This window comes from Phycisphaerales bacterium AB-hyl4, from assembly GCA_041821185.1.
Classification (GTDB): Bacteria; Planctomycetota; Phycisphaerae; order Phycisphaerales; family Phycisphaeraceae; genus Natronomicrosphaera; species Natronomicrosphaera hydrolytica.
In genome coordinates this window covers 1-16710 of the sequence record JBGUBD010000002.1, presented here as the reverse complement: position 1 = coordinate 16710, position 16710 = coordinate 1, and the positions used below count along the sequence as shown (strand labels likewise).

15 protein-coding genes are annotated in these 16710 nt (G+C 64.2%); 9 read left to right on the top strand and 6 right to left on the bottom strand.

Translation table 11 applies throughout. The annotated features are described in order from the left end of the window. The first annotated feature begins 66 nt into the window (after positions 1–66). Positions 67–543 (top strand): 30S ribosomal protein S7, encoded by a 477-nt coding sequence (rpsG, locus tag ACERK3_02515; GenBank protein ID MFA9477160.1) that lies wholly within the window; start codon positions 67–69, stop codon positions 541–543. Positions 544–667: 124 nt separating this feature from the next. Here rpsG and ACERK3_02510 read toward each other — a convergent pair whose 3' ends face one another. Beyond that, positions 668–1240: a phospholipase D-like domain-containing protein gene (locus tag ACERK3_02510; GenBank protein MFA9477159.1), complete on the bottom strand. Its 573-nt coding sequence runs from the start codon at positions 1238–1240 to the stop codon at positions 668–670. A 450-nt stretch (positions 1241–1690) separates the two neighbouring features. On the opposite strand from ACERK3_02510, the gene dcd reads away from it, so the two are divergent. The 5 genes from dcd to ACERK3_02485 all read left to right on the top strand — a co-directional run bounded on the left by dcd (position 1691) and on the right by ACERK3_02485 (position 9274). Continuing rightward, a complete protein-coding gene (gene dcd / locus ACERK3_02505; protein ID MFA9477158.1) occupies positions 1691–2269 on the top strand; it encodes a dCTP deaminase in 579 nt (192 codons plus the stop codon). Between the two features lie 120 nt (positions 2270–2389). Further along, positions 2390–2677 (top strand): hypothetical protein, encoded by a 288-nt coding sequence (locus ACERK3_02500; protein ID MFA9477157.1) that lies wholly within the window; start codon positions 2390–2392, stop codon positions 2675–2677. 260 nt (positions 2678–2937) lie between these two features. Then, positions 2938–6582 (top strand): adenosylcobalamin-dependent ribonucleoside-diphosphate reductase, encoded by a 3645-nt coding sequence (locus ACERK3_02495; protein ID MFA9477156.1) that lies wholly within the window; start codon positions 2938–2940, stop codon positions 6580–6582. A gap of 344 nt (positions 6583–6926) precedes the next feature. Continuing rightward, the gene (gene waaF, locus ACERK3_02490) at positions 6927–8033 is read left to right on the top strand and encodes a lipopolysaccharide heptosyltransferase II (GenBank protein MFA9477155.1); all 1107 of its coding nucleotides are present in this window, start codon (positions 6927–6929) and stop codon (positions 8031–8033) included. 2 nt (positions 8034–8035) lie between these two features. After that, entirely contained in the window at positions 8036–9274 is a 1239-nt protein-coding gene (locus tag ACERK3_02485) for a glycosyltransferase family 4 protein (protein ID MFA9477154.1), read from the top strand. Here ACERK3_02485 and ACERK3_02480 read toward each other — a convergent pair. The 5 genes from ACERK3_02480 to ACERK3_02460 form a co-directional block, all read right to left on the bottom strand. Beyond that, entirely contained in the window at positions 9220–10062 is an 843-nt protein-coding gene (locus ACERK3_02480; GenBank protein MFA9477153.1) for a glycosyltransferase family 2 protein, read from the bottom strand. The two genes, ACERK3_02485 and ACERK3_02480, sit on opposite strands and share 55 nt — an antisense overlap. Before the next feature lie 147 nt (positions 10063–10209). Continuing rightward, positions 10210–10809, bottom strand: coding sequence for a 30S ribosomal protein S4 (gene rpsD, locus ACERK3_02475; GenBank protein ID MFA9477152.1), 600 nt, complete (start codon positions 10807–10809; stop codon positions 10210–10212). Positions 10810–10966: 157 nt separating this feature from the next. Then, positions 10967–11995, bottom strand: a complete 1029-nt coding sequence (locus ACERK3_02470) for an ATP-binding cassette domain-containing protein (protein ID MFA9477151.1) — start codon at positions 11993–11995, stop codon at positions 10967–10969. A 24-nt stretch (positions 11996–12019) separates the two neighbouring features. Then, positions 12020–12967, bottom strand: a complete 948-nt coding sequence (gene cyoE, locus ACERK3_02465; protein MFA9477150.1) for a heme o synthase — start codon at positions 12965–12967, stop codon at positions 12020–12022. Positions 12968–13016: 49 nt separating this feature from the next. Next, positions 13017–14201, bottom strand: a complete 1185-nt coding sequence (locus tag ACERK3_02460) for a heme A synthase (GenBank protein MFA9477149.1) — start codon at positions 14199–14201, stop codon at positions 13017–13019. 269 nt (positions 14202–14470) lie between these two features. On the opposite strand from ACERK3_02460, the gene ACERK3_02455 reads away from it, so the two are divergent. The 3 genes from ACERK3_02455 (at position 14471) to ACERK3_02445 (ending at position 16591) form a co-directional block, all read left to right on the top strand. Next, entirely contained in the window at positions 14471–15283 is an 813-nt protein-coding gene (locus tag ACERK3_02455) for a hypothetical protein (protein MFA9477148.1), read from the top strand. A gap of 132 nt (positions 15284–15415) precedes the next feature. Beyond that, positions 15416–15823: a hypothetical protein gene (locus tag ACERK3_02450; protein MFA9477147.1), complete on the top strand. Its 408-nt coding sequence runs from the start codon at positions 15416–15418 to the stop codon at positions 15821–15823. A 144-nt stretch (positions 15824–15967) separates the two neighbouring features. Further along, positions 15968–16591, top strand: coding sequence for a type II secretion system protein (locus tag ACERK3_02445; GenBank protein ID MFA9477146.1), 624 nt, complete (start codon positions 15968–15970; stop codon positions 16589–16591). Positions 16592–16710: the final 119 nt, after the last annotated feature.

The window sequence follows — 16710 nt, the reverse complement described above, 5'->3', positions numbered from 1 at the left end:
ACAAAAAGATTCCGCTCGCGAACTCAAAGCGGGATGGATGAGCCGTCAGAAAAGGAAGATTGCATCATGGCTGGACGTATCACCAAGTCGGCTGAACAACTCAAGCCCGACCCCCGTTACGGCGACAAGACGCTCGCCCGCTTCATCAACTGCATCATGAAGGACGGCAAGAAGTCGGTCGCCCTCCGCGTCGTCTATGCCGCCATGGACGAAATCGAAAAACGCACCGGCGGCGAGCCCACCGGCATCGAAATCTTCCATCGCGCCCTGGAAAACGTGCGACCCGACGTCGAAGTCCGATCCAAGCGCGTCGGCGGTGCCAACTACCAGGTGCCCATGCAGGTCAACAAGAAGCGCCAGCAGAGCCTCGCCTTCCGCTGGATCATCAACGCCGCCCGCAGCGAAAAGGGCCGACCCATGCACCTGCGCCTCAGCCGTGAGTTGCTCGACGCCGCCCAGAACGAGGGCAAGGCCGTCCAGACCCGCGACCAGACCCACCGCATGGCCGACGCGAACAAGGCTTTCGCCCACTTCGCGTGGTAAGCGATCAACAACCCACCAATCCACGAAACCCCGAGGCGTCACGCTTCGGGGTTTTTTCATGGGACAAGGTTCGTGTCATGCGTCCACCACAAAGCCCAGGCATGGCCATGCCTGGGCTTTATTATTACAACCGCGGCTCTTCCAACGGCACGGGGCAGACGTCCCGTCGGCCGCAGCCCCGGCAGCGATCGCCCTCCCACAGGGCGTTGAATTGCTGCAACACCGCGTCGATCATCGTCGCCGACTCGCTCCACACGCCCCACTCGATGTTGCGTCGGTGGTCTGCCTTCGCGCCCAGCCCTGCCCCGGTGAGGTTCGCTGAGCCGAGGTACATCGCCCCCGCGTCGACGATCACCGCCTTCGCATGCAGGCGCGGGCATCGGCGGATGGTCAGGTTCCTCGGCAGCTCGCCACGCAGTTCCTGCAGCGCCGCCGCACTGGGCACGCCCGCATGCAGAACGCGCACCTCCACGCCCCGCTTCGCCAGCCGAATCAGGTGCGCCACGATCGACGGTGCCCGCCGACTGCCCGGCTGCGGTACGAGCATGGCCTTGAAGTCCGCCGTCGCGATCGCCAGGCTCACCTTCGCCTTGAGCATGCCCTCGACCACCACGCGCCGCTGATGCTCGGCGTCCACAACAAGTTGTACCTTCCCGCACGCCGCCCCCGTCGGCGGATCAAACGTCAGATCGCTCATCCCCTTTCTATCGACTACCCCCACATCTTGTGATGATTCCCACCCGCCCGCCACGGCAGGCCTGCCCCACCCGCGAGCGTGGTTCGTGGAAAACCTGTCGCCTGCATGTCGCCACACTGTCGCCGGGTCCAGATGCGGAAATCCCTCATCCCCAGCTAACCTACCCACTTTTCGCCACTTAAAGAAACCGACACAAAAAACACCAGATTTAGGTAAAGTTTTGGCTTGCGTCCACAAGATATAGGGGTAGGATGCGTCGCTGGGGAACTGATCTGGCACGCGTCGCTGGTGAGAAAAAGCGACGCACCCCGGTCAGGCCCCTCTGACAGGACCACAACCGACCTGCTGCAAACCAACGCCGCAACAAGTCCGCCCCCGCGCGGCCAGCGCGTTTCTTGTGTCCGTTCGTCTTTACGAAAAACCAGAAACCTCAGACCAGAAACCAGCCCAATGTCCATCCTCTGCGATACCCAGATCCGCGAACTCGTCGGCATCGAGCCGTTCGAAGACAACATCAAACGCCCCGGCAAGGTCTCCTACGGCGTCTCGTCCTACGGCTACGACGTCCGCGTCGGCACACTCTTCAAAATCTTCACCAGCGTCACCGCCACCGGCGGCGGCGGCCAGGCGATCGTCGATCCCAAAAACTTCGGCGAAGACACCTTCGTCACCATCGACACAAAAGACACCGGCCGGGACCACGTCATCATCCCGCCCAACAGCTTCGCCCTCGCCGAGACGGTCGAGCACATCGCCGTCCCACGCGACACGCTCGCGATCTGCCTCGGCAAGAGCACCTACGCCCGCTGCGGCATCATCGTCAACGTCACCCCCCTCGAACCGGAGTGGCGCGGCAAGGTGACCATCGAGATCAGCAACACCACCCCCCTGCCCGCCAAGATCTACGCCAACGAAGGCATCGCCCAGATGCTCTTCCTCCAGGCCGAGCGCACCTGCGCGATCTCGTACGCGGACAAGCAAGGCAAGTACCAGGACCAGACGGGACTCGTGCTGCCGAAGGTGGATTGAAGTAGCGATGAAATATTTAGCCGCCGTGCTTGCACGGCGCGTTCGGCCCGGCGGCCGGGCCGAAGAGCGCGGCCCAAGGGCCGCGGCTAAATGATGGAACGAACAACGGGAGAATCAGGGATGACGACAATCGCAACAATCATGGATGGCACGACCGTCGTAGCGAAGCACGTGGAAGTCGACGTGTCGGAAGATGGCTCGGCGTGGGAAGGTGTGTTCGATGCGCCGTATGGGTGGGATGCTCGCGCTGCGGACGTGATGATGATGCACTTGAATGACGGTCGGCAAGGCGAGTTTGTCGTCAGCCGAGCGTGCGGGGGCGACCGCGGCGGCGCGGTGTGCATGGTGCAGGGCGTTGGTCCGCTGCGGCGGGCGGCGGCGTGCAGGTGCGGGGGGCATGGGCATTGACATTTAGCCGCGGTGCTTGCACCGCGCTTCGGTGGAGTGTGCGTTGAAGGCGAAGAGCGCGTCGTGAGCGACGCGGCTGAATGGGGAAGCGGGTGGCGGGCCTGGCTGGGTCGGTCGTCGGCGGCGGAAAGGACGCCGAACCGGGGACTGGCGACGATCGACCCAGGCGGGCCCGGCTGTGAGAATCGGCCGTGGAAATGGCGATTTATACGGGTTTCGAACCTATTATTTAATTCATTAAACATTGATTGAGAGCACTGATGAAGGTCACACGGAAGTTTACAAAGCAGGGGCAGGACGTCTTCGCGAACGTTCAATGGACGAAGCGGTCCAGCCGTATCGGCAACCTGGACGGCTCGACGGTTTTTGAAATGAACGATGCGGAAGTGCCCAAGAGCTGGTCGCAGCTCGCGACCGACATCATGGTGAGCAAGTACTTCCGCAAAGCGGGCGTGCCGGCGAAGCTGGAAGTGGTGAAGGAAAAGGGTGTGCCCGCGTGGTTGTGTCCGCAGCAGGCCAAGGGCGACGTGGAGACCGGGCCGGAGAAGTCGGCGCGGCAGGTGATTCATCGACTGGTCGGCTGCTGGACCTACTGGGGGTTCAAGCACGACTACTTCGACAGCGAAGAAGACGCGCGAGCGTTTTACGATGAGCTTTGCTACATGATGGTGCACCAGCAGTGCGCCCCGAACAGCCCGCAGTGGTTCAACACCGGGTTGCACTGGGCGTACGGCGTGAACGGCCCGGCACAGGGCCACTACTACACCGATCCGAAGACAGGCGAGACGAAGCGCAGCGAGGACGCGTACACGCACCCGCAGCCGCACGCCTGTTTCATTCAAAGCATCGATGACGACCTTGTCAGCCCCGGCGGGATCATGGACCTGTGGGTACGTGAGGCGCGCCTGTTTAAGTATGGCTCGGGAACCGGAACGAACTTCAGCAAGCTCCGTGCTGAAAACGAATCGCTCTCGGGGGGCGGTCGTAGTTCCGGTCTGATGAGCTTCCTCAAGATCGGTGATCGTGCCGCCGGAGCTATCAAGTCCGGCGGCACGACCCGCCGGGCTGCGAAGATGGTCTGCCTCGACCTCGATCACCCGGACGTGGAAGCGTTCATCAACTGGAAGGTTCGCGAAGAGCTGAAGGTCGCGGCGCTGGTGGAAGGCCTCAAGCAATTGCCCAAGTCGGAGCGGGCGGTGGCTGAGCAGTTGGACCTCAAACTCGACTACGACTTCAACGGCGAAGCGTACATCACCGTCAGCGGGCAGAACTCGAACAACAGCATCCGCATCCCCAACCGCTTCTTCGAAGCGCTGGACAAGGGCGAAGACTGGACCTTCGTCCGCCGAACGGACGGCGAGGTGGCTCGCACCGTGCCGGCGCGGGCGCTGTGGGACCAGGTGGGCTTCGCGGCGTGGCGATGCGCGGACCCGGGCGTGCAGTTTGATACGACGATCAACCAGTGGCATACCTGCCCCGAGTCCGGCCGTATCAACGCGAGCAACCCGTGCAGCGAGTACATGTTCCTCGACGACACGGCGTGCAACCTCGCGTCGCTGAACGTGCTGAAATTTTACGACGCGAAGCAGCGCACGTTCGACGTGGAAGCGTACGAACATGGCGTGCACCTGTGGACCGTCGTGCTGGAAATCAGCGTGCTGATGGCGCAGTACCCCAGCGAAGCGATCGCGCGATTGAGCTATGAATACCGCACGCTCGGGCTCGGCTATGCCAACCTTGGCGCGATGCTCATGCAGGCCGGCATCCCGTACGACAGCGAGCGGGCGCGGGCAATCTGTGGAGCGCTGACGGCGATCCTCACCGGCCGCAGCTATGCGACCAGCGCGGAGATGGCGAGCGAGCATGGCGCGTTCGCCGGCTATGAGAAGAATCGCGACGCGATGCTCCGCGTGATCCGCAACCACCGCCGCGCTGCATATGGCGTGTCGCGGAAGTCGAGCGAAGCAGCCGGGACCGAGCAAGGCGACTACGAAGCGCTGGACATCAAGCCCGTGCCGATCGACGAAACGAAGATCGACGGCCGCGACGGCAGCGAGCCGGAGCTGGGCCAGATCGCCAACGCGCAGCAACTGATCGACCGCTCGCGTGCGACGTGGGACGATGCGCTTTCACTTGGCGAGAAGCACGGCTACCGCAACGCGCAGACGACGGTGATCGCGCCGACGGGCACGATCGGGCTGTTGATGGACTGCGATACGACCGGCGTCGAGCCGGACTTCGCGCTGGTGAAATTCAAGAAGCTCGCCGGCGGCGGCTACTTCAAGATCGCGAACCAGTCGCTGAAGCCGGCGTTGGACGCGCTGGGGTACAGCGAAGCCCAGGTGCATGGCATCATGACATACGTGATGGGCACGCTGAACCTGGACGTGCCAATGCCCGGCGGCGACGGTGAGCCGACGAGCGAGGATGGCACGTTTGCGGAGTATCTGACAGCTCGCGGTTTCGAGCCGGCGGACATTGCGAAGGTCAGCGATTCGCTGCCGACGGTTTTCGAATTGCAGCACGCGTTCAATGCCTGGACGCTGGGCGAAGAGGCGATCGATCGGCTGGGCCTGACCGAGCAGGCGAAAGAGCCGAGCTTCAACTTGTTGCGAGCGATCGGGCTGACACGTCAGCAGATCGCCGCGCTGAACCGGGCAATCTGTGGGACACAGACGGTGGAGGGGGCACCGCAGCTCAAGGAGGAGCACCTGCCCGTGTTCGATTGTGCGAACACGTGCGGTCCGACGGGCGAGCGTTACATTGCGGCCGAGGGTCACATTCGGATGATGGCGGCGTCGCAGCCGTTCATCACCGGTGCGATCAGCAAGACGATCAACCTGCCCAACTCCGCGAGCGTGGACGACATCAAGAGCTGCTACCGCTTGAGCTGGGAGCTGGGTCTGAAGGCGAACGCCTTGTATCGCGACGGGTGCAAGCTCAGCCAGGTGTTGAACAATAAGGTTGATGTGGACGACGAAGTCGAAGACGAGGAAGCCATCGAAGCGGGAAAAGAGGAGGTCGCCTCCGAGGTCGCTCAGGCGGGTCGGGTCGCGGCAGCGGCAACTTCCGGGGCGGGATCCGATGCGACTGCGGCGATTGATCGTCAGCCGATCGAGCGTGTGGTAGAGAAGATCGTCGAGCGGCCGTTGCGCCGTCGCCTGCCGGACACACGGCGGTCGATCACGCACAAGTTCAACGTCGCCGGCCACGAGGGCTATCTCAACGTCGGACTATATGACGACGGCACGCCGGGCGAGCTGTTCATCACGATGGCGAAGGAAGGCTCGACCATCGGCGGACTGATGGACTCGCTGGGCACGGCGATCAGCGTCGCGCTGCAATATGGCGTGCCGGTGGAGTCGCTGGTGACCAAGTTCACCCACCAGCGCTTCGAGCCGGCGGGCATGACGCACAACCGCGACATCCCGTTCGCCAAGAGCCTGGTCGACTACATCTTCCGCTGGCTGGGCATGGAGTTCGTGCCGGGCTACCGCGCGGCCAACGCTCCGCAACGGGCGGAAAGCAAGAAAAAGTCGGCCGCTGCCACGGACAGCATGTTGACCAAGGACGAGCACTCCCCCGCCCGCTCGCGAGCCGAAACCATCGCCCGCGGCGGCGTCGCGACGACCAACGGCAACGGTAACGGCAATGGGCACAGCAACGGCAATGGCAAGTCGGACCGAGCGTTGGCCGGAACGCCATCGGGACACGCCCCATCCGAAAGCCGAGGCCAGAGCAGCGCGGAAGCTGGCGGCAGCGGGGCCAACGAGTCGACACTCGCCACGGCCTTGAAGGAAATGCAGTCCGACGCCCCGGCTTGCGACGTGTGTGGCACGATCACCGTAAGAAGCGGAACTTGTTACAAATGCATGAATTGTGGGAACTCGATGGGGTGCAGTTGAGTATAAGAAAGTGGAAGGAGTGGAAAAGTCGGTGAAGTGAATCACTCTCATCGGTATACCACTTGCCTCCGAGTTTTCGCCGCCTAGGATAGGTAAGACCCCTACAGAAGTCCCCGGCTGAGCCACGCGAAATGCTCGCCCGCTCAGCCAACCCAAACCGCTTCCTTCTCCCTCCTCCCCCTCGGGACCCACCACCCGAGGGGGTTTTTTATAGGCGAGGTGGGGGTGGGATGTGGGCGGGGTGAGGCTTCCCACGGATCCGCTTTGCTACATCCGTGGGCTTTATGGGGAACCGACTGCTGCCGGCTGCCTCAACTGCTCACGCTGCTATACTTGGCCGCGTCATGGTTGCTCGTCATGCCAATCAACCCGTACAGCGTCTGCTCGTGGTCATGCCGACCTGGCTGGGCGATGTGATCATGGCGACGCCGACGCTGCGGGCGTTGCGTGAGTTGTACCCCGAGGCTCACGTGGCCGGGCTCGTTCGCGAGAGTGTTCGGCCGATCCTGGCGGGCTGTCCGTGGCTGAACGAACTCATCGGTGTCCGGCACGATCGCGGCGAGCATCGCCCGACCGGCCTGGCGCGTCGGCTCGCCGCGGAGCAATTCGACACGGCCGTGCTGCTGCCCAACAGCTTTCGTACCGCGATGGCGGTGGCGATGGCGCGGATTCCGCGTCGCGTCGGCTACGACCGTGAGGGGCGGGGGTTGCTGCTGACCGATCGGCTGCTGCCGAGCCCGCTTGGCCGAAGCCGACTGGCTGTGCCGACGCTGGACTACTACCTGGCGATCGCCTGCTACATGGGGGCGGCGTCGCCGGGGCATGCGATGGCGTTGTTCACCGAGCCGGGCGAGGAGCAGTCGGCCGACGCGTTGCTGCAGCGCGTCGGCTGGGAGGCGTCAGGTGACCGCCCGCTGGTGCTGTTGAACCCCGGCTCGCAGCGGGCGAGCAAGCGTTGGCCCGCCGACCGGTTCGCAGCCGTGGCCGACCATTGTGCCCGGCAGTGGCAGGCGCAGGTGGCGTTGATCGGCGCCCCGGATGAGCAGCCGATTGCGAAGCAGGTGATCGCCGCGGCCGACACTGCACTACTGAACCTGCCTGCCGAGGGGCTGGACCTTGCGACGCTCAAGGCGGTCGTGCGTCGCAGCAGCCTGGTGATCACCAACGACAGCGGGCCGCGCCACCTCGCTGCGGCGTTCGGCGTGCCGGTGGTGACATTGTTCGGCCCGACGGCGCCGCGGTGGACGGAAATTCACTTCGCCGACGAGCGACAGGTGCTCGCCCCCGGCACAGCCGCGAGCATGAAAGCCGTGGACGAGTCGGACGCCTGCCGAATGGATCGCATTGAGGTGGACGCGGTACTGGAAGCGGTGACAGCGTTGATGACAAGAAGCGAGGCGGAGGACGCAACCGCGTCGACCGCCGAGCCGCCGCGCAAGGAGGCGTCGTAGCCATGCGCATCGCGCTCGTGATCGAAACTTTCAACCCCACGTCCGGCGGGGCCGAGCGGTCCACCGCTACCATCGCCAACCACCTGATCCAGCGCGGCCACGAGGTCACGGTGCTCACCGGCTACTGCCCGGAAGATCTGCCGACGCAGCCGGGGCTCACAGTGAAGACCGCAATGCTCGGCCGCCCGCGCGGTGTGCTGCGGCTGGCGACGTTCGTGCGATGGGCGAGTCGGCAACTGACTGAGTATGACGTGAGCCTGTCGGTGACGACCAGTGTGCCCGCCAGCGTGGTACAGCCACGCGCGGGGCTGGTGATGCAGGCCCAGGCGCGCAGCGTCGCCCGGCGAGACACATCGCTCGCCCGCGCCGCCAAGCGGTTTGCGATCGCCTGCTCGACTCGGCAGATCGCGCTGCGGCTGGCTGAACGGCGAACGATGCGCGACCCGTTCGTACAGCAATTCGTCGCCATCAGCCAATACGTCGCCCGCGATATGCTTCGCTACTACGCGATTGGCGACGATCGCATCACGATCATCCCCAACGCTTCGGAGATGCCGAGCGTCGACGCGGCGCAGCGCGCCGCCTGGCGGCGTGAGATCCGCCAAAGCTTCAACATTCCCGACGACACGGTGATGTACCTGTTCCCCGCGATCGACCCGTGGCGTAAGGGCATCCTGCCGCTCATGCGAGCCGCTGCGCAACTCAAGCAGCGTGGCGTGCCGTTTGTGATCGCGTTGGCCGGGTCGGTGTCGCATACGCAGCAGCGGCTGGCCGAGCAGATGCAGTTGCGCGAGCAGGTTCGCATGGTCGGCCGAACGGAGCAGATGGCGGCGCTGTTTTGCGCGGCGGACGTGACGGTGCTGCCGACGTTTCACGATCCGTCGAGCAAGGTGATCATCGAGTCGTTGATGATGGGCACGCCGGCGATCAGCAGCGGGTACAACGGCGCGAGCGACTTTATCGAGCCACACGACACCGCCGGCTCGCGTCGCGGACGCGTGGTGCATGAGCCCGATGATGTAGCGGGATTGTGCCAAGCCATGACGGAACTGGCCGACGCTGCCGAGCGCGAGCGCTGCGCTAAGGCCACGGCAGGCCTTGCCGAGTCGCTCACCATGTCACGCCATGTCGAACGGCTCGAACCAGTGCTCGAAGCAGCGGCGGAACAGCAACGCAAGCAAAGCGGTCACTCCGCCGCGGCGTCGGTCGCCTCTTCGACGGAATCAGTCGAGCGCGGCTGATCGTCATCATCGCTTGCCTGGTAAGCGATGTCATGCTGAATCGCCCACAGCGCAGCGTATCGCAGGTAAGTGGTGTGAGCCTGCTGACGAGCGACCATGAAGCCGAACACGCCGTCGAGAAAACCGCGCTTCATAAAGTAAGACTTGATGAACGCGGCGGTCGGATGGATGAACACGTCCCACCAGTGGCAGAGCTTGCCGCGATCGTGCATCTGCATCACCGCGCGGCGAAGGCGGTCGGCACTGATGCGGCCGACGTTGAAATCGAAAAACCCCTCGCGGCAATGTCGGCGATGCTCCAGCCAACCCGTAAGTTTGGCCGTCCGCCCCGGCTCGGAGGGGTGTCGCCGATCGTGAATCGCCTCGTCCGCCCACCGGCAACGCCCACGATGAAAGAGTCGGCTTTGATGGTCCGGCCACCATGCACGCACCGGCCGACCCATCGCGTAGTTCCGCCGACGCACTTCAAACAGATCGCAGCGCGACAAAACGTCATCGTCCAGCGCCTGAATCTGCGCCGCCAGTTCGGGCGAGATCTCTTCGTCCTGATCGAGGATAAACACCCAGTCATTGCTCGCTAGCGACACCGCGAACTGCTTTTGCGCCGTGAAGCCGCGCCAGTCTTCGTGGAGGAACCGATTGGCATATCGACGGCCGATCGCGGGCGTGCCGTCGGTCGAGCCGGAGTCGACGACGACGATTTCGTCAGCCCAGCGCGCGGACCGCAGCGCGGGCTCGATCAACTCGCCCGCGTTGAACGAAATCATGACCACCGAAATCTTCGTCATAACGGCTCAGTATAAGGCGCTTGGCGCTGTGTGTCTGTGCGGCCGCGCCGCAGTGCGTGGGCACAAAGACTGAACGCGACCGGATGATAAAAAAGCCTCGGACCAGGGGCCCGAGGCTTCGTGTGTGGATCGTCGTGTTGCGACTGATTAACGATAGAATTCGATAATCAGGTTCATGTTCACGTCGAAGGGCACTTGGTCGTGCGTCGGCGTCGCGAGCACCTTGGCGGTGAGCGTCGAGGGGTCGAAGCTCAACCAGGAAGGCACTTCGTGGCCGGGCAGCGACTCAAGGTTTTCGCGAATGTTCTTCTGCGCCTTTTCCTTGAGCGTGATTGTGTCACCAGAGTTGACACGAAAGCTGGGGCGGTCGGTCTTGCGACCGTTGACCAGCACGTGGCCGTGGGCGACGATCTGACGCGATTGCCAGATCGTGCGGGCCCAGCCGAGTCGGCGAAGCACGTTGTCGAGGCGCTGCTCGAGCAGTTGCAGGAGCACTTCACCCGTGTTGCCGCGCATTCGGCCGGCCTCTTCAACGAGGTTGGCCATCTGCTTCTCGAGCACGTTGTAGTGATAGCGGAGCTTCTGCTTTTCGTTGAGGCGGACGCCGTAGTCGCGCAAGCGTCGACCGCGGAAGCCGTGCACACCCGGCGGGTTGAGCTGCCGCTTGGCGGTATGCTTGGGGATGTCAGCGATGGGCACGCCGACGCGTCGGGACAATTTGACTTTGGGGCCGGTGTAGTTGGCCATGGTTGCTCACCCCGATTTGGCGGGATGCTCCGTCTGGTGCTCAGCCGTGGCTACGGCGTCGCGGTCAGCAAAGAACAGGGTCACGTCGACCCCGTTTCAGCGAGCCCAACATTACAACCGCCCCACGCTCGGCCGTCAAGTCGGGCCCATGATCCGTTCACAGCGATTCGCCGGTCAGATGGAGAAATACGTCTTCCAACGTGGGTTGGCCCACGCTTAGCCGACGGATCTCGCCGGGCCAGGCGCTCGCGATCGCCGCGACCACTTCCGGGCCGTCCGCCTTTTCCATCCGCACATGCCCGTCGATCACGCTCGGCTCGCCGCCCGCGTCCCAAGGCCCGAACCGCGCGGCAATCCGGTCGGCCAACCCTGCCGCCGCCGCAGGGCCGTCAGTCGGCTCGACGGTGATCACATCGCCGCCGATCGCGCTCTTCAGCCGCGTCGGCGTGTCGACTGTGACGAGCTTGCCCTGGTTGAAAATCGCCAGCCGATCGCAACGCTCCGCTTCGTCCATCAGGTGCGTCGTCAGCACGATCGTCACGCCAAGCTGCTCGCGCAGTTGATCGAGTTGTTGCCAGAGGTCGCGCCGCGCCGCCGGGTCCAGTCCCGTGCTCGGCTCGTCCATCAGCAACAGGCCCGGCCGATGCAGCATCGCCTTGCCAAGCTCAAGCCGACGTCGCATGCCACCGCTGAAGCGTTCGACCGGCTCGCGGCGGCGGTCGTCGAGGCCGAAGCGCGACAGCGCGTCGTCAATGCGTTGCTTGAGGTCGCGACCGGCGAGGCCATAGAGATGGCCCTGATGCAGCAGGTTTTCGTCGGCGGTCAGTTTGAGGTCGAGGCTCGGCTGTTGAAACACCACGCCGAGGCGCTGCCGTACGGCTTGGGGTTGTTCAAATACATCGTGGCCGAAGATCGTGGCCGCGGCGTCCGGCGCGACACTGCGATTCGCGTCGGCCGTCGGCTGCATGATCGTGGTGAGAATCTTGAACAGCGTGCTCTTGCCGCTGCCGTTGGGGCCGAGGATGGCGAAGATCTCGCCCGGCTGGACGTCGAAGCTCACATGGTCCAACGCCGGCTGCGCCTGGCCCGCGTAGCAATGCGTCAGCTCCGCCACGCGAAGCGCGGGCGTCGGCTCGATGGTCGCTCGATCAATGGCAGGCAAATTGGACAAGGTCGTTGTGGTCACGTCGAAAGTCGATCGGTAGATGAGTCAGACACGGTCCAGCACAAGCACGCCGAGCACCAGCGGCAGGTAGACCAGCGATGCGAGAAACAGCGCCCTCGCCCGCGCTCGGCTCGGGTCGTACACCAACCGTATCGCCAGCAGCACAAACCACACGCCACACACCAGCGCCACCCCGAACGCCAGCCACCCCGTATACCCAAGCAACGTCGGCGACACCCCCGCCACCAGCAGCGCGACGGCCGTCGCTACGTTCCAGCGATGCGTGCGTCGGCCGGTCTCGCCATCGAGCACTGGCAGGATCGGCATCCCCGCTGCCGCGTAGTCATCGCGACACAGAATGCCGATCGCCAGGAAGTGCGGTATCTGCCACAACGCCATGATCGCAAACAGCAGCAACGCCTCCGGCCCGACGTACCCCGCCGCGACCGCATAGCCAATCACCGGCGGCATCGCGCCCGGCACCGCCCCCACCTGTGTGCTCGTCCAGCTCAACCGCTTCAGCGGCGTGTACACCATCACGTAGCAGACGATCGTGAACGCCGACAGCAACGCCGACAGCAGGTTGCCGCCCAGCCAGAGCACCATTACACCCGCCACTGCGAGCGCTAGCCCCTGCGCCAGCGCCTCCCCCATCGGCATTCGGCCGGCCGGCAGCGGCCGATCCTTCGTCCGCGTCATCGACTGGTCCGTGTCACGTTCGAGCACCTGGTTCAGCGTGCCCGCCCCCATGCACGATAGTCCCGCGCCCACCACCGTCACCGCCAGCAGCCACCACCACGCGCCCGACGTCCACCCGCCAAGCGACGAGCCCGCGCCGAACGCAAACCCGATCGCCGCGGTGATCAATACCATCACCGTGATGCCCGGCTTCACCAGCGTCAGATGATCGCTCAGCCGACCCGCCACCATCGCGCGCAGCGATCGCTCGGACATCATCGCCGCCGTCGGTTCCTGACTGGTCACCTGACTCATCAAAGCTCCAAACAAACTAATCTCGCCACACTAACTCGCTACACGTCGCTCAAGCCGACGGCTGAGCCGCAGGCGAAGCCCCGGATGCTTCGGTATCTCGGTCCGGCCCTTCGTCGTTGCGCTCCTCAGGGCTCGGCTTGGCCTGCCCCTTGGAGACCACCCCCACGTATCGCAACAAGTTTAGCCGAATCGTCAGCAGCGTGGCGACCGCGAGCACCAACGCCCCGCACGCCTGGTGTGCGGTGGCAATATCCACATGCCGACGCGACCAGATCACATACGCCCCCAACGCCACCTGCAGCGTCAGCAGCAGCACCAGCCCCCGCGTCGGCCAGGCCAGCAACCGATGCCCCGGCGCCACCAGATTCACCCACACCACCAGCAGCAGCGCAATCGCACACACCACCACCGCCCCCGCTCGGTGGGCCAGATGAAAACTCACCTGCGCCGTCGTGTAAGGCCGAGGCAGGTCGATCCCCTGATCCACCTGCCACTGATCCATCGTCGCCTCCAGCCCGCTCGCGTGCAGCGGCGGCAGCAACTGACCATACGCCGTGGGGAAGTCCGGAATCGCCAGCCCCGCGCTGTTGTGACGCATCCACGCCCCCAGCATCAGTTGAATCACCAACGCCACCAGCAGCAGCGCCGCCACGTATCGCATGCCGAACACCTTGCCCGGCTCATCCTCGCGACCATACGCCCGCGGCCCGGTCACCGCATCAATCCACACACGGCTGGTCGCCGCAGCGATCAACACACACGCCGCAAACACAATCTGCCCGAATATCCCGTGCAACACCGCCAGCCCGATCGACTCTTCCGTCACACGGAACCCGCCCATCAGCCCCTGCACGATCACCATCCCCAGCAGGCCCCACCCCAACGCCACCAGCCACCGCCGCTGCTTCCGCTGCGTGATCGTCAGCCAGACCGCCATGCCGATCGTCAGCATGCCCACCAACGTGCCCATCAGCCGATGGAAGTGCTCCCAGAACCGGTCCGGCTGGTGAAACCACACGCTCGGCGGCGCGGTGATCATGTTATGCCCGAACGTCGTCGGCCAATCCGGCACCGCCATCCCCGCACCCGTGCTCGTCACCGTCCCCCCCACACCAATCAACAAAAACACGCACAACACCAGCAGCATCGCGTAACGATGCAGCCAGGGTCGATACTGCAAGCCGGCGGCGACGCCAGGCTCGCCCACAACCGGCAAGGCGGGGTCAGACATCATGCAACTCGTTTCAAATTACAAACAATACGGCGGGATCGAGCCAACCATTATAGCAGCTTCGGCCCCTCCCCCCACCTCGCCCGCCGTTCGTACACGCCAATCCTTAGCCCCAGGCACCAGCAACGACATCTCGTTTTCACAAGCGTTTTTGCGAATTTGGTATGCTGCTGTTTTAACCAGATCTTAACATTCCCCATGGGCTCATTAATCCCATCCCCTCCGGCAGCCGTCATATGAAACCCGACCATGTGAGCGAGCACCGGACCTTGATGCCTCACGAAACACGTCTGGCGTCGGCCATTGCACACACCCAACCTTGGCATATTCTGCTTGCCATCGGCGGTTTTCTCGCAGTCGGGTGGGGCCTGTTCTTCTTTGTCGACGTGCTTAACCTCGGCGGCTCGCGCGACTGGCTCGCCGGCACTGGGCTCGGTCGGCCGATGACATGGGCACAACTCTTCCGCGAATGCGGGCCCGCGGAATGGTTGCAGTGGCTTTGCCTTGGCATCGGCGCGGTGGCGATGGGGGCTGCCGGGACACGATGGCTTTATCTGCGTCCGAAACTGGCTGCCTTCTGGTTCGTGCTCGGCGCGGGCCTCGTGCTCCTGCTGATCGAGGACGCCGGCAACCCACGCCATCAAATCCGACGATACGTGCTCAACTTCACAGGCTCGGACATGCTCCAGAAAGCCGCCGAATTCGCTTTTTTCTGCTTCCTCGCCGTGGCCCCGCTCTACGCCACCGTTCGGTTCGGCAATCAGATCTGGCCGTTCCGACGCACCCGCCGCTACATCCTCCTCGGCTATTTCGCCTACGCGGTCGCTTCACTGAGTTCCGCAACCCGACATTGGGGCGATTGGCACGCCCATGTCGGCGAATGGCTGTATGTTGCTCTCAACCTGCCGTTCGCTGTTGAAATGGGCGGAACGTCGCGCGGCTTCTGGCTGATGGATAAAATCGTCGAAGAGTCCATCGAGCTCACCGCCGCAGCGATGTTGCTTGCCGCCATCGTCGCCTTCCACCACGAAAGTCGAATATACCTCGCCGATCGCGACGAATTCACCGCCACGCCGCCTGCGTAGGAAGCATGCCACCCGGGGCTCAAGGGCCTACGTATCAAACAGCGTGCTCACGGCTTTCCCCGTTCTCGCTCGCGACCGTTTCCCAATCGTCGCTTGGCAAGCCCCTGCGTCCTTTCTACCCTGCCATCAGCCATGCTCGCCAAACTCGGACGCCTGCTGCTGATCCTCTGGCTCGTCGCCTGGTTCGCCGTCATCATCCCCGGCCACCAGCGCGGCGCGATCCTCCTGCCCGGTTCAGACACCGCCAGCCAGTCCACCCGCGACACCTCTCGCCTCATCCTCACCCGCGCCGCCACCTGCTGCCCCATCACCGGCCAGCCCGCCTCCAGCGACAACCCCGACTCGCCCGTCGACCCCGCCACCCAGTGCGGCATCTGCTACCTCGCCGGCGTCATCGATCTACCCACAACGCTCGACCTCACACCGCAGCCGCTCACGCTGCTCGCCACCCTTGCCCCGCTCGCGCCCGAACAGCCGTACATCGCTCACACCCCGTCCCGCCACGCCCCCCGCGCCCCACCTCATCGCCCCACCGCCTGACAAACCTGTCCACAACCCAAACCACTGTCGCGGCGCGCCATGCCTGGCCGCCTCGCGATCGTATGAAATCCACTACGCAAGAAAGCCACGGATGTATCGCCCCCAAGCGAGCGAATCCGCAGGCCCTCACGGAGCCCTCCTCCCATGCCCCGCGCCTTCACCCTGATCGAACTGCTCGTCGTCATCGCCATCATCGCCATCCTTATCGGCATCCTCATGCCCGCGCTCGCCAGCGCCCGCGACCGCGCCAACGCCATCCAATGCCTCGCCAACCTCCGAACCCTCGGCCAGGCCACCGTCATGTACAGCGACGACTTCCAAGGCCACCTCCCCCTCAACAGCCACAGCCCCGGCCAAAGCTGGGTCGACACCCTCGTCCCCTACGGCGTGCCCGACAACGCACGCTGGTGTCCCCTCGACCCCACCGAACGCCCCACCAGCTTCGCCACCAACAACTTCCTCACCCCTGGCCCCAACCCCGCCGAAAGCTGGACCCGCCTCCACCACATCCCCAACCCCACCGCCACCGCCCTCGCAGTCGAAGCCGCACCGCAACACCTCGGCGATCACATCCACCCGCGTGGCTGGGGAACAAACCCGAACTGGAGCGAGCCCGAACACCTGCTCACTGAAATAGACGTCGAACGTCACTTCAGCGCCTCCCACGTCCTCTACGTAGCCGGCCAGGCATCCACGCTCCCCTGGGCCACCATCCAGCAGACTTTCACCGCCGACCGCAACCTCTTCCATCCCGCGAAAGCGCGTTGAGCGTCCATCGCTCTTATTCTTGACGTATTGACGTATTGACGTAGCGAAATCGCGTTCGTACGCTGATGCATTCACCGGCTAGGTCCCCTTCGTCTAGTCCGGCCCAGGACGCCAGGTTC

Excerpts from the sequence above, each read along its gene's own strand:
- ACERK3_02480 (MFA9477153.1), bottom strand. The coding sequence starts at position 10,062 with ATGACGAAGATTTCGGTGGTCATGATTTCGTTCAACGCGGGCGAGTTG.
- cyoE (MFA9477150.1), bottom strand. The coding sequence starts at position 12,967 with ATGAGTCAGGTGACCAGTCAGGAACCGACGGCGGCGATGATGTCCGAG.
- ACERK3_02455 (MFA9477148.1), top strand. The coding sequence starts at position 14,471 with ATGCCTCACGAAACACGTCTGGCGTCGGCCATTGCACACACCCAACCT.
- waaF (MFA9477155.1), top strand. The coding sequence starts at position 6,927 with ATGGTTGCTCGTCATGCCAATCAACCCGTACAGCGTCTGCTCGTGGTC.
- ACERK3_02495 (MFA9477156.1), top strand. The coding sequence starts at position 2,938 with ATGAAGGTCACACGGAAGTTTACAAAGCAGGGGCAGGACGTCTTCGCG.
- ACERK3_02485 (MFA9477154.1), top strand. The coding sequence starts at position 8,036 with ATGCGCATCGCGCTCGTGATCGAAACTTTCAACCCCACGTCCGGCGGG.
- ACERK3_02500 (MFA9477157.1), top strand. The coding sequence starts at position 2,390 with ATGACGACAATCGCAACAATCATGGATGGCACGACCGTCGTAGCGAAG.
- ACERK3_02510 (MFA9477159.1), bottom strand. The coding sequence starts at position 1,240 with ATGAGCGATCTGACGTTTGATCCGCCGACGGGGGCGGCGTGCGGGAAG.
- rpsG (MFA9477160.1), top strand. The coding sequence starts at position 67 with ATGGCTGGACGTATCACCAAGTCGGCTGAACAACTCAAGCCCGACCCC.
- ACERK3_02450 (MFA9477147.1), top strand. The coding sequence starts at position 15,416 with ATGCTCGCCAAACTCGGACGCCTGCTGCTGATCCTCTGGCTCGTCGCC.
- rpsD (MFA9477152.1), bottom strand. The coding sequence starts at position 10,809 with ATGGCCAACTACACCGGCCCCAAAGTCAAATTGTCCCGACGCGTCGGC.
- dcd (MFA9477158.1), top strand. The coding sequence starts at position 1,691 with ATGTCCATCCTCTGCGATACCCAGATCCGCGAACTCGTCGGCATCGAG.
- ACERK3_02460 (MFA9477149.1), bottom strand. The coding sequence starts at position 14,201 with ATGATGTCTGACCCCGCCTTGCCGGTTGTGGGCGAGCCTGGCGTCGCC.
- ACERK3_02445 (MFA9477146.1), top strand. The coding sequence starts at position 15,968 with ATGCCCCGCGCCTTCACCCTGATCGAACTGCTCGTCGTCATCGCCATC.